Below are 12,089 nucleotides of genomic sequence, written 5' to 3'. Positions count from 1 at the left end.
CAGAGTCAGATTTTAATCAGCCCGGTAGTTCGGCGCTTCTTTGGTGATCTGAACGTCATGGACATGGCTTTCGCGGATGCCCGCAGCCGTGATTTCCACAAACTGCGATTCGTTGTGCATGGCCTCGATGGTGGCGCAGCCGCAGTAACCCATGCTGGCGCGCAAGCCGCCTGCCATTTGGTAAATGATGGAAACGACCGAGCCTTTGTAGGGCACGCGGCCTTCAATGCCTTCGGGCACGAGCTTGTCGGCGTTGGGGTTGCCGGTGCTGGACTCTTGGAAATAGCGGTCAGCACTGCCTTGCTGCATGGCACCAATGGAGCCCATGCCACGGTAGCTCTTGTAGCTGCGGCCTTGGAACAGCACGATTTCACCGGGCGCTTCTTCGGTACCGGCAAACATGCCACCCATCATCACGGTGCCAGCCCCTGCGGCAATGGCTTTGGCGATGTCGCCGCTGTAGCGGATGCCGCCGTCAGCAATCAGGGGCACACCCGTGCCTTTGAGTGCGGTGGCCACGCTGTCCACGGCCATGATTTGCGGCACGCCCACGCCCGCCACGATGCGGGTGGTGCAGATGGAGCCAGGGCCGATGCCCACTTTCACGCCGTCGGCACCGGCTTCAACCAAGGCCAAGGCCGCAGCGCCCGTGGCGATATTGCCGCCAATGACTTCAATGTGCGGGTAGTTTTGCTTGACCCAACGCACGCGGTCGAGCACGCCTTTGCTGTGGCCGTGCGCGGTGTCCACCACGATGGCGTCCACGCCAGCGCGAGACAGTGCCTCGACGCGTTCTTCGGTGCCCTCGCCCACGCCCACAGCGGCGCCCACGCGCAGCTTGCCTGCGGCGTCGCGTGCGGCATTGGGGAAATTGAGCTGCTTGGTGATGTCCTTGACGGTGATCAGGCCCTTGAGCTCAAAGGCGTCGTTGATCACCAGAAGGCGCTCAAGCTTGTGTTTGTTGAGCAGGTGTTTGGCTTGCTCGGGAGTCGTGCCTTCGGGCACGGTGATCAGGCGCTCGCGCGGGGTCATGATTTCGCTGACCTTTTGGTCATAGCGGGTCTCAAAGCGCAAATCACGGCCGGTGACGATGCCCACCACCTGACGCCCATCGCACACCGGAAAGCCGGACACGCCCAACTCGTCGGAGAGGGCCATGACTTGGCGCACGGTGGTGTCGGGGGTGATGACGACCGGATCGCGCAAAACGCCCGATTCGTAACGCTTGACCTTGGCCACTTGGGCGGCCTGTTCTTGCGCCGTGAGGTTTTTGTGCACGATGCCAATGCCGCCTTCTTGCGCAATGGCAATGGCCAAACGCGCTTCGGTGACCGTGTCCATGGCGGCAGACACCAGGGGCAGGTTCAGGCGGATGTTGCGGGTGAATTGCGTCGCAAGCGACGTGTCCTTGGGCAGGACTTGGGAGTAGGCGGGGACGAGGAGGACGTCGTCAAAAGTAAGGGCTTTACCGAGTAGGCGCATAAGCTAAGGCTCCAAAAAATGGATTGTACCCGCGCAGACCAAGGGATTTCCCGCGCCAATTCCCTCAAATGGGGGTGTGCGAAACGCAAAAAGGGATCAGGCGTTTTGGTAATGCAGCACTTTGAGGGATTTTTCAGGGTCGATGTCGACAAAAGCCGCAGGATTGGCCAGACGCTCGACAAAACGCAAGCTCGGGGCGGCCTCGGCCACCTGGCTGTGCAAAAACTGCGTGTCCAGCTCCGGGGCGTTCAGACACAGCAGCACATGGCCTTGCGGCTCCAGCAAATCGGGCAAGCGCCGGATCAGTTTGATGTAGTCTTTGGTGGCGATAAAGCTGCCTTTTTGGTAGCTGGGCGGGTCGATCACGATCACGCCATAAGGCCCCATCTTGCTGATCTTGCCCCAGGTTTTGAAGACGTCATGCCCCAAAAACCGGGCTTTAGCAGGCAGGTCATTCAGGCGGTGGTTTTGTTGCCCCACGGCCAAAGCGGCCTGGCTCATGTCCAGGTTGACCACTTGCGCCGCCCCGCCCTGCAAAGCCGCCACTGAAAACGCGCAGGTGTAGGCAAACAAATTCAAGATGTTTTCGTGCTTGGCGTGGTGCTTCAACCATTCACGGCCGTTCGCCATGTCCAAAAACAGGCCGTGGTTTTGGCCGCGCATCACATGCACCAGATAACGTGCACCCTGCTCGGTCACCACATGCGGTTCGGGCACGCTGCCTGACATAAGGCGGGTTTCAGTTTGACCTGTCGCACGGCACTGAAAAACCCAATTGAGTGGTTCGCCCGGAGCCAATGTGTCCCAGCGGGCTTGCAGTGCACTTTGACACTGGGTCAATTCATCATCGGTCACAGGCTTGAAGCTGGTCAGCACCCACACGGGTGCAAACCAGTCCAGCGCCCACTGCTCGCAGCCGGGGTACATACCCCCGCGACCATGGAACACCCGGTGCGCATCGGCGGTGTTGTGCATCTGGGCAATGGCGTTCAAAAGGGCTTGCATGGCGTGTTTCAATAACCGGCGGCCGAGCCGCTTTTGCGATTGGCAAACAGGCCCGTGCGCCCCTTGCCCTGGCGCTTGAAGCGCTGGCGGCGGGCGACTTTGGGGTCGACTTTGAGAGGCCGGTACAACTCAATCCGGTCCCCGTCTTGGACGGGCTGAGTCCAGGGCACTTTACGGCTCCAGATTCCGGGCTGTTGAAATTCAAGGGAGGAAGATTGGGCGGCATCGGACAATCCATCCAGGCTCTCATCGGCCACGGCCTTGCTTTGCCGCCATTGGGCTACGCCCTGAGCCAACACCGACGCCACGGTGCTGCCGACAGGCACCCGCAGGCTCATTTCCTGAATGTGACGGGGCGCCAGGCTCCAGCAAAGCGTGACTGCAAGGGTGTGTTCAGCCATAGACCGTTTCAGCGCGTTTCACAAACGCATCGACCAGGCTGGCTGCGATCTTGTCAAACACAGGGCCCACGAGTGCGGCCAAGGTCTTGCTGGAAAAACCGTACTGCAAATCCAGCTCGACCTTGCAGGCTCGCTGCGTGCCATCGCCCACAGGGCTAAACCGCCACGTGCCGCTCAGGTTGGAAAACGGACCTTTGACCAGGCTCATGCCGACCGAGCGCCCTTCTTCGTGCGTGTTGCGGGTGGTAAAGGTTTGTTGGATGCCGGCCAGGCTGATGCCCACTTCGGCCACCATGCCTTGATCGTCGGTTTCGAGCACGCTGGCGCGGTCACACCAGGGCAAAAACTCGGGGTAACGGGCCACATCGGTGACGAGGCGAAACATTTCCTCTGGGGCATACCAGATGAGGACGGACTTGTGGATATTCTTCATACAATGCACCGATTGTAGTTTTTCGATCTGCCTGTTCGCTTATCGCCGGGCTGCACACTCTTGCGAACGGCCAGCCCGTCCTTATCTGCTTACCATGGCCACCACAAAAAAGTCTCCCGCTGCCCCCGTTTTTGCCAAGATTGCCGAGAACAAAAAAGCGTCCTTCGACTATTTTTTCGAAGAACGCTACGAGGCGGGCATGGTGCTGGAGGGCTGGGAGGTCAAGGCCATCCGCGAAGGCAAAGTGCAACTGACCGACGGCTATGTGGTCATTCGCAACGGCGAATTGTTCATCATCGGCTGCCTGATCAACCCGCTCAAAACCGCCTCAACCCACATCAGCCCCGAAGCCGCCCGCACGCGCAAACTGCTGCTGAACAAGGAAGAGATCAAGCGACTGATCGGCAAGATCGAACAAAAGGGCTACACCCTGGTGCCGATCAATCTGCACTGGAAGTCGGGCAAAGTGAAGTGCGACATTGCCCTGGCTAAGGGCAAAGCTGAGCACGACAAACGCGACACCATCAAGGACCGCGAAGGCAAGCGAGAAGTGGAACGCGCCATGAAAAGCCGCCACCGCGACCGCTGAGCATCAACGCCCACCAATCAGCTTAAATCGCGCAAAGGGTGGTGATCAGAAGGCCAGGGGCTCACAAAGAAACGCGCGGCTTCGGCAGCATCCACCTCTTCGACCCGCGCAGGCTTCCAGTTCGGGGTGTGGTCCTTGTCGACCGCCAAGGCACGAATGCCCTCGACCGTGTCACTGTCTGCCACGGCGCGCAGGTGGAAGCAGTGGTGCACCATGTCGCGCTCCATGCGCAGGTCGTCGGCCAGACTCATTTGTCGAGCGCGGCGAATTTGCGCCAGCACCACATGCAACATCAAGGGTGACCGGTGGCGCAAGGTATGGGCCGTTTTCTGGCTCCATTCGTCAGTGCCTGATTCCAGCTTGGTCAGCATGGCCGCGATGCTGGGCAAACCAAATACCTCGTAAATTTGAGGCTGAGGTGCAAGCTTTTCAGGTGTCAAAGCACCTGACTGAGCCAACACCCAACGCTCCACCGACTCGGCGTTTTCAAAAGGGCTGCTGATCAAGGTTTGCCAGATCGGCTCGAGCATGCCACTGGGCAACGCGATGTCAGCCAGCTTGGCGGCCACAGCTTGAGCGCCCCCCAACATGTGTCCAGTGAGACCCAAGTATTCGCCCAAACGTCCTGGGCAACGGCTCAGAAAATAGCCGCCGCCCACATCCGGAAACAAGCCGATATGGGTCTCGGGCATGGCCATCTTGGTGCGCTCGGTCACCACACGCACACTTGCACCTTGGCTGATGCCCATGCCACCCCCCATGACGATGCCGTCCATGAAGGCGATGTAGGGCTTGGTGTAGGTGTGAATCAAGTGATTAAGGCGGTACTCTTCGGTAAAAAAATCACCCAATGAAGCATCGCCAGCGTGTGCTGCTTGGTGGAAATATCGAATATCGCCACCTGCACAAAAAGCACCAAAGGGGCCTTCTTTGCCCGTGCCGCGCACCGCGACAGCCAGCACTTGCGGGTCATCCTGCCAAGCCAAAAGCGCGTGGGTCAAGGCGCGAACCATCTCCAGCGACAAGGCGTTGAGTGCCTTGGGTCGGTTCAGGGTGATGCAGCCGATACGGCCTTCAATTTGCGCGATGACATCAGACATTGTTTTGTCTCCAGCCTAACCATTCATTGAGAAGCAAGGCACCCAAAACCAGGGCACCTCCCAAGAGCACACTCAATTGGGGAGCCTCATTGGCACCCCACCAAGCCAGTGCAATGCCAAAAACAATTTCGAGCAAGGCCAGCAAAGCCACTTCCGGGGCTTTGAGCACGCGGGCACAAACCACCGACAAAGCGCAAGGGATAGCCAACTGGAACAAACCCAGAATGGCCAACCAACCCACATCATGCGCCGAAGCCTGAAACGGCATGGACAAAGGCAGTGTCAGCAATGATGAAATGAGTGCGCCTAACAAGACAGAGGGTACGAGGTCCAGGTTCTGCCCCTCGCTCTGGCTTTTTTGCACCAGCGTCCACTGCACCGAGCCCGCGATGGGCACACACAAAGCCACCAAGGAGCCAAGCAAGAAATTCGGATCGCCCAAACTCAGCTGGGAGCCATACATCCAGCCAATGCCGATGCCCGCCAGAACAATGGCCAGCCAGGTTCGAGTGGGCAAACGATGTCCCAAAAACACCCGTGTGATCAGCGCAGTGAGCAAAGGTCCTACCGCCATGGTGATCAGCACGTTGGCCACCGCCGTCAAGGTGAGTGCCACCATGAACGCGGTGAACATGACACTCCAGCACAAACCGGAGAACCAAAAATAACGGCTGCGCAAAGGCAGCCGTGTCCAGACACTTCGGCCCTGCCATAAGGGCAGGATGACCAGCAATGAAACGACAGTGAAGAAGCTCCGCCAGAAGGTGACCTCAAAGCTGCGGGCTTGCTCCAGGTGCCTTGTCACCACGCCGGCCATGGACCACAGGGCGGTCACGCCCACCATGGTCCAAACGGCCAAACCGTGCGTTAAACGCATGATCGTCAGCCGATCACTTGTTGCGCTTGCGGTCGCTTTCCTTCAGGAAACGCTTGCGCAGACGCACGCTCTTAGGCGTGATTTCGACCAACTCGTCGTCCTCGATGAACTCAACGCCGTATTCCAGAGTGAGGTCGATTGGAGGTGTGATTTTGATCGCGTCTTCTTTGCCGGACACACGGAAGTTGGTCAGTTGCTTGGTGCGTGTGGCGTTGACGACCAAGTCGTTGTCACGGCTGTGGATACCCACAATCATGCCTTCGTACACCGGATCGTTCGCCTTGACGAACATGCGACCACGGTCGTCCAACTTGCCCAGGGCGTAGGTGAAAATTTCACCGTCATCCATGGAGATCAGCACACCGTTTTTACGGCCACCAATGTCACCTTTGTGCGGCTCGTAGCTGTCGAAAATGTTGGAGATCAAACCGGAACCACGGGTCAAGTTCAAAAATTCGTTGGTGAAACCGATCAAGCCACGTGCTGGAATGCGGTATTCCAGACGGACACGACCACGGCCATCGGGTTCCATGTTGACCAACTCGCCCTTGCGCTCGCCCAAAGCTTGCATCACGCCGCCTTGGTGTGTTTCTTCGATGTCGGCAGTCACCAACTCGATAGGCTCATGGCGCTCACCATTGACGTCACGGAAAACCACGCGTGGCTTGGACACAGCCATTTCGTAGCCTTCGCGACGCATGTTTTCCAGCAAGATGGTCAGGTGCAATTCACCACGGCCCATGACTTCAAAGATACCTTCTTCGTCAGTTTCTTTGACGCGCAATGCAACGTTGTGCTGCAACTCTTTTTGCAGGCGGTCCCAGATTTGACGGCTGGTGACGAACTTGCCTTCACGGCCAGCCAATGGGCTGGTGTTCACGCAAAAGTTCATGGTCAGTGTGGGCTCGTCCACCTTCAGCATCGGCAGCGGTGCGGGATTGGCTGAGTCGGTCACGGTCACACCGATGTTCAATTCGGCAATGCCGTTGATCAACACGATATCGCCAGGACCGGCTTCGGTCACTTGCACACGGTCAAGACCTTGGAATTTCAGCACTTGGTTGACACGGCCTTTGATGGCTTTGCCGTCCGGACCTTCCATGACGACCACGTCCATTTGTGGCTTGATGGTGCCTTGGCTGATGCGACCCACGCCGATGCGACCGACAAAAGTCGAGAAGTCGAGCGCGGAAATTTGCAATTGCAGAGGTGCTGCTGGATCACCTTTTTGCGCAGGCACATGCTTGAGCACGGTGTTGAACAGGGCGGACATATCGGGGCCCCACTGCTCGCCAGGCGCACCTTCTTCGAGCGATGTCCAGCCGTTGATACCCGAGGCGTACACCACAGGGAAGTCCAGTTGTTCGTCGTTCGCGCCGAGTTTGTCAAACAAGTCAAAAGCGGCATTGACCACTTTATCGGGGTTTGCACCGGGCTTGTCGACCTTGTTCACCACAACGATTGGCTTGAGACCCAGGGCCAAGGCCTTCTTGGTCACAAAACGGGTTTGTGGCATGGGGCCTTCTTGCGCATCGATCAACAAGACAACGCCGTCGACCATGGACAAGGCGCGCTCGACTTCACCACCGAAGTCCGCGTGACCGGGGGTGTCGACGATGTTGATGTGGGTTCCTTCCCAGCTCACAGCGCAGTTTTTGGCCAAAATGGTGATGCCGCGCTCACGTTCGATGGCGTTGTTGTCCATCACGGTATCCACGATTTTTTCGTGGTCAGCGAATGTGCCCGATTGGCGCAGCAGCTGGTCAACCATGGTGGTTTTGCCATGGTCAACGTGGGCGATGATGGCGATGTTGCGGATTTGCTTGGTCATGCTTTCTCTTCCTTTAAACCTGCTCGGCCAGCAACGGCTCGGTGGCAGGTGATTTTTCCAAAATCTGTTGAATTTCGATCGGGCTCAACAATCGACCCGGAACCAATTCGCCGCCATGCACAACAGCTGTTCCCAGCAAGGCACGAGGATGTTCTCCATACACCACGACTTGATCACAATCAACCCAAGGGCCGCGTCTGCGCACCCCATTCAAAAAACGACCAGTGCTGTCGCTGTCCAGGCTCACTTCTGTGTAGCCTGGCAACAAAACATCGACTGGCAGCAAAGCACCGAGGCGCTTGACTTCATCCATCGCTTCCAGATCTTGCAGCGTCACGCACTGTGATGCCACAAAAGGACCGGTGACCACACGGCGCAATGCGCTTAAGTGGCCGCCACAACCCAAGGCCTCGGCGATGTCTTCGCCCAGAGTCCTGATGTAGGTGCCTTTGCTGCAACGCACACGCAAGCGCAAAAAAGGCACATCGCCTTGCAGTTGCATGTCCAGCAAATCCAGATCATGTATCACCACGTTGCGCGCTTCGCGCTCAACGGTTTCGCCCTTGCGGGCATATTCGTACAAGGCCTTGCCGTCCTTCTTCAAGGCACTGTGCATCGGTGGAACTTGGCTAATCGGTCCCATGAACCGGTCCAGCACCTCCACCACTTGGCCTGGGGTGCAACGCACCTCACGCGCTTCAATCACGTAACCCTCAGCGTCAGCTGTGCTGGTTTTCAGCCCCAGACGCACCGTGGTCTCGTAAGTCTTGTCGGCATCCAGATGCTGCTGACTGAATTTGGTTGCGGCACCGAAACACAAAGGCAATACACCGCTTGCCAACGGGTCCAGCGTCCCCGTGTGCCCTGCTTTCTCGGCCCGCAACAACCACTTGGCTTTTTGCAAAGCTTGGTTGCTGGAAAGACCCAGCGGTTTATCAAGCAACAGCACCCCGTGCACAGGGCGCCGCTGCACCCTGGTGCGTGGCGCGTTCATGCTCAGTCCTCTTGGGCGCGAGACGACACCGCTTTGGCGATCAGCGCATTCATATCGGACGCGCGCTCGGTCGTGCGGTCAAACAAGAAATGCAATGTCGGCACAGTGTGGATATGCAAACGCTTGAACAAGCCATTGCGCAGAAAACCCGCAGCCGCGTTCAACCCTTCAGTGGCCTCTTCGGGATTGCCCGTCAAGACACTGAAATAGACCTTGGCATGCGCGTAATCGGGCGTCACCTCAATCGCGTTGATCGTGATCATGCCCACACGCGGGTCTTTCAACTCGCGTGAGATCAACTCGGCCAAATCGCGCTGGATCTGGTCGGCCACGCGGAAACCGCGATTGGGAACGGACGATTGCTTCTTGCGCGCCATTTACAGCGTTCTCGCAATTTCCTTGACGTCGAAGAATTCGAGGTAATCGCCTTCTTTGATGTCGTTGTAGTTCTTGAGCTTGATACCGCACTCGAAGCCTTCTTTGACTTCGCGCACGTCGTCCTTGAGTCGCTTGAGCGAATCGAGCTCGCCGGTGTAGATGACCACGTTGTCGCGCAGCAGACGGAACTTGGCGCTGCGGGTGACTTGACCCGAAGTGACCATACAACCTGCAACCGTACCGATCTTGGAGGCCACGAACACAGTGCGAATCTCGGCCATACCCATGATTTCTTCGCGTTGCTCGGGTGCCAACATGCCCGACATGGCCGCCTTGAGCTCGTCCACAGCGTCATAAATGATGTTGTAGTAATGCAAATCAACGCCATTGCCTTCGGCCAACTTACGCGCACCGGCATCGGCACGCACGTTGAAACCGATCACGATCGCCTTGGAAGCAATCGCCAGGTTGATGTCGGATTCGCTGATACCGCCCACGCCAGAGTAAACCAACTGCACTTTGACTTCTTCGGTCGACAGCTTGAGCAAGGATGCGCCCAAGGCTTCTTGCGAACCCTGCACGTCGGCCTTGATGATGATCGGCAGCATCTTGACTTCGCCCGCAGACATGTCTGTAAACATGTTTTCGAGCTTGGCAGCTTGTTGCTTGGCCAGCTTGGTGTTGCGGAATTTACCGGCTCGGTAAGTTGCGATTTCGCGGGCCCGGCGCTCGTCGCCCATGACCATGAACTCGTCACCGGCTTGTGGCACTTCGGTCAGACCTTGAATTTCGACTGGAATCGATGGGCCTGCCGACTTGATGGCGGCACCGTTTTCGTCCAGCATGGCGCGCACGCGGCCAAAGGTCTGGCCTGCCAACACCACATCGCCTGTATTCAAAGTACCGGACTGCACCAAGATGGTGGCCACAGGACCACGACCTTTGTCCAGACGAGCCTCGATGACCAGACCCTTGGCAGCGGCTTGCACCGGCGCTTTGAGTTCCAGCACTTCGGCTTGCAAAAGCACTTGCTCCAACAAGGCATCGATGCCCATGCCTGTTTTGGCAGAGACAGAGACGAAAGGAGAGTCGCCACCGAATTCTTCGGGCACCACTTCTTCAGCGATCAATTCACTGCGAACACGCTCAATGTTGGCATCGGGCTTGTCCATCTTGTTGATGGCGACCACGATCGGCACACCGGCCGCTTTGGCGTGTTTGATGGCTTCTTTGGTCTGGGGCATCACACCGTCGTCACCGGCCACCACAAGGATGACGATGTCGGTGGCTTGCGCACCACGGGCACGCATGGCCGTAAAGGCCTCGTGACCGGGGGTGTCCAGAAAAGAAATCATGCCGCGAGGCGTCTCAACGTGGTAAGCACCAATGTGCTGTGTGATGCCACCGGCTTCACCCGAAGCCACTTTGGCTCGGCGAATATAGTCCAGCAACGAGGTTTTACCGTGGTCAACGTGACCCATGACGGTAACCACAGGAGCGCGCGGCAAAGACTCGGCGTTTTGTTCCGACACTTCGTCATCGGTGAACGCTTCTGGATCGTCCAGCGCAGCAATCACGGCCTTGTGACCCATTTCTTCCACCACGATCATGGCGGTATCTTGGTCCAACGGCTGGTTCATCGTGGCCATCTGGCCGAGCTTCATCAAGTGCTTGATGACTTCGGAAGCCTTGATGGCCATTTTGTGGGCCAATTCGGCCACTGTGATGGTTTCTGGCACGTGCACTTCGAGCACACGCACTTCTGCGGGGGCCTGTTGTGTGTGCGAATCGTCGCGATCGCGCTCATTGCCACGGCGACCGCGTGGACCGCCGCGCCAGTTGTTGCGCCCCACACCACCGCTGCTGTCGCCGCGGGTTGGGATGGCTTTCTTTTTGGCTGGATCACCCGCCCAACTGGATGACAGTTTGGCAGATTTGACTTCTTTGTTGCCGGCCGGACCCGCAGGTGCAGCGGCTTGCGCAGCAGCAGCACGTGCACCGGGTGCGGGTGTTCCAACTGGTTTGTGCAAAGTGCCTTTGACAGCCGCTTTTGGCTCAACCTTGGGCTCTTCTTTTTTGGCAACCAATACCTTTTTAGGGGCATTCATCATGGTCCGAATGGCTTCGGCTTCGGCCAAGGCCTTGCGACGACGCGAGTCAAGATCGGCAGCACGGGCGGTGTCTTCGTCGGCTTTGGCCTTCGAGTCAGCGGCCGCTTTTTGCGCAGCAGCTTCGCGTGCTTCTTGGTCAGCTTTGGCTTTAGCAGCAGCCGCTTCTGCGACTTGCGCGGCTTTTGCAGCGGCAACGTTTTCGGCAGAAATAACAGGCGCTGCTGGAGCAACCGGTGCGGTTTTCACTTGCGATGCTGCATTGATGCTGGCGGCTTCTGCGCGGGCCAATTGCTCACGCTCTTCGCGGCTCAATTGAGGCTTGGCTGGAACGGCCTGACCTGCGGCCAAAGCGGCTGCATCGGCCAAAGACTGCGCCTCAGCACGGGCTTTGGCCTCTTGTGCTGCCAACTCAGCGCGTTGCTGAGCTTCTTGTTCTTCGCGCACACGTCGCTTTTCAACCAGCTCTTCTTCCTGGCGGCGAATCAGTTCGGCCTGACGGCGTGCTTCTTCTTCGCGGCGAGCCAGATCAGCATGGTCGATCACGGGCTCTTGCGGCTCTTCAACTTGGGCCTCTTGCACCGGCTCGTCATCGCGTTTGATCAGGGTGCGTTTTTTACGCACTTCCACTTGGATCGTGCGGGCTTTGCCAGAAGCGTCGGCCTGCTTGATCTCGCTGGTTGACTTTTTAACCAAGGTGATTTTTTTGCGGTCACCGGCCACGGTGCCGTGGCTCGCTTGCAGATAACTGAGCAATTTTTGTTTGTCAGCATCGTTCAGCGTATCGCTGTCCGAAGCTTTGGCAACACCGGCTGATCGCAATTGATCAAGCAGGACATCGGCAGATTTTTTGAGTTCGTTTGCGAACTCGGCAACAGTGGTACTGGACAT

At 57.8% G+C, this 12,089-nt stretch carries 11 protein-coding genes; 1 reads left to right on the top strand and 10 read right to left on the bottom strand.

What is annotated here, in order from left to right; all coding sequences use genetic code 11:
• Positions 1-12 precede the first annotated feature (12 nt).
• The 4 genes from guaB to BN3544_RS03555 all read right to left on the bottom strand — a co-directional run bounded on the left by guaB (position 13) and on the right by BN3544_RS03555 (position 3,321).
• The gene (guaB, locus tag BN3544_RS03570) at positions 13-1,482 is read right to left on the bottom strand and encodes an IMP dehydrogenase (RefSeq protein ID WP_019428804.1); all 1,470 of its coding nucleotides are present in this window, start codon (positions 1,480-1,482) and stop codon (positions 13-15) included.
• 96 nt (positions 1,483-1,578) lie between these two features.
• Positions 1,579-2,487, bottom strand: coding sequence for a class I SAM-dependent methyltransferase (locus BN3544_RS03565; protein ID WP_019428803.1), 909 nt, complete (start codon positions 2,485-2,487; stop codon positions 1,579-1,581).
• An 8-nt stretch (positions 2,488-2,495) separates the two neighbouring features.
• On the bottom strand, positions 2,496-2,888 hold the full coding sequence (locus tag BN3544_RS03560) for an RnfH family protein (protein WP_019428802.1): 393 nt from the start codon (positions 2,886-2,888) through the stop codon (positions 2,496-2,498).
• A complete protein-coding gene (locus BN3544_RS03555; protein ID WP_026036446.1) occupies positions 2,881-3,321 on the bottom strand; it encodes a type II toxin-antitoxin system RatA family toxin in 441 nt (146 codons plus the stop codon). The genes BN3544_RS03560 and BN3544_RS03555 overlap by 8 nt, the downstream gene beginning before the upstream one ends.
• A 94-nt stretch (positions 3,322-3,415) precedes the next feature.
• Between BN3544_RS03555 and smpB the strand changes: the two genes are divergently transcribed.
• Positions 3,416-3,910, top strand: coding sequence for an SsrA-binding protein SmpB (gene smpB, locus BN3544_RS03550; protein WP_019428800.1), 495 nt, complete (start codon positions 3,416-3,418; stop codon positions 3,908-3,910).
• A 17-nt stretch (positions 3,911-3,927) separates the two neighbouring features.
• Here smpB and BN3544_RS03545 read toward each other — a convergent pair whose 3' ends face one another.
• Genes BN3544_RS03545 through infB form a run of 6 tightly spaced genes read right to left on the bottom strand, consistent with a single transcriptional unit; the run spans position 3,928 to position 12,089 of the window.
• Positions 3,928-5,010 (bottom strand): enoyl-CoA hydratase/isomerase family protein, encoded by a 1,083-nt coding sequence (locus BN3544_RS03545; RefSeq protein ID WP_019428799.1) that lies wholly within the window; start codon positions 5,008-5,010, stop codon positions 3,928-3,930.
• Entirely contained in the window at positions 5,003-5,887 is an 885-nt protein-coding gene (locus tag BN3544_RS03540; protein WP_026036445.1) for a DMT family transporter, read from the bottom strand. Before BN3544_RS03540 ends, BN3544_RS03545 begins: the two co-directional genes overlap by 8 nt.
• A gap of 13 nt (positions 5,888-5,900) precedes the next feature.
• Positions 5,901-7,718: a translational GTPase TypA gene (gene typA / locus BN3544_RS03535; RefSeq protein WP_019428797.1), complete on the bottom strand. Its 1,818-nt coding sequence runs from the start codon at positions 7,716-7,718 to the stop codon at positions 5,901-5,903.
• A gap of 13 nt (positions 7,719-7,731) precedes the next feature.
• Entirely contained in the window at positions 7,732-8,712 is a 981-nt protein-coding gene (gene truB, locus BN3544_RS03530; RefSeq protein ID WP_019428796.1) for a tRNA pseudouridine(55) synthase TruB, read from the bottom strand.
• 2 nt (positions 8,713-8,714) lie between these two features.
• Positions 8,715-9,089, bottom strand: a complete 375-nt coding sequence (gene rbfA, locus BN3544_RS03525; RefSeq protein ID WP_019428795.1) for a 30S ribosome-binding factor RbfA — start codon at positions 9,087-9,089, stop codon at positions 8,715-8,717.
• Positions 9,090-12,089 carry a translation initiation factor IF-2 gene (gene infB, locus BN3544_RS03520; RefSeq protein WP_019428794.1) on the bottom strand — a complete coding sequence of 1,000 codons (3,000 nt, stop codon included), beginning with the start codon at positions 12,087-12,089 and terminating at the stop codon, positions 9,090-9,092.

The sequence above is a fragment of the Limnohabitans sp. Rim47 genome (genome assembly GCF_001517545.1).
Classification (GTDB): domain Bacteria; phylum Pseudomonadota; class Gammaproteobacteria; order Burkholderiales; family Burkholderiaceae_C; genus Limnohabitans_A.
Note: the sequence above shows the minus strand (reverse complement) of the source record. Positions and strands in the feature narration are given on the sequence as shown.

Bases quoted from the DNA above. Each gene is read 5' to 3' on its own strand.
- infB (WP_019428794.1), bottom strand. From the start codon at position 12,089: ATGTCCAGTACCACTGTTGCCGAGTTCGCAAACGAACTCAAAAAATCT.
- BN3544_RS03540 (WP_026036445.1), bottom strand. From the start codon at position 5,887: ATGCGTTTAACGCACGGTTTGGCCGTTTGGACCATGGTGGGCGTGACC.
- smpB (WP_019428800.1), top strand. From the start codon at position 3,416: ATGGCCACCACAAAAAAGTCTCCCGCTGCCCCCGTTTTTGCCAAGATT.
- BN3544_RS03555 (WP_026036446.1), bottom strand. From the start codon at position 3,321: ATGAAGAATATCCACAAGTCCGTCCTCATCTGGTATGCCCCAGAGGAA.
- typA (WP_019428797.1), bottom strand. From the start codon at position 7,718: ATGACCAAGCAAATCCGCAACATCGCCATCATCGCCCACGTTGACCAT.
- rbfA (WP_019428795.1), bottom strand. From the start codon at position 9,089: ATGGCGCGCAAGAAGCAATCGTCCGTTCCCAATCGCGGTTTCCGCGTG.
- BN3544_RS03565 (WP_019428803.1), bottom strand. From the start codon at position 2,487: ATGCAAGCCCTTTTGAACGCCATTGCCCAGATGCACAACACCGCCGAT.
- BN3544_RS03560 (WP_019428802.1), bottom strand. From the start codon at position 2,888: ATGGCTGAACACACCCTTGCAGTCACGCTTTGCTGGAGCCTGGCGCCC.
- guaB (WP_019428804.1), bottom strand. From the start codon at position 1,482: ATGCGCCTACTCGGTAAAGCCCTTACTTTTGACGACGTCCTCCTCGTC.
- truB (WP_019428796.1), bottom strand. From the start codon at position 8,712: ATGAACGCGCCACGCACCAGGGTGCAGCGGCGCCCTGTGCACGGGGTG.
- BN3544_RS03545 (WP_019428799.1), bottom strand. From the start codon at position 5,010: ATGTCTGATGTCATCGCGCAAATTGAAGGCCGTATCGGCTGCATCACC.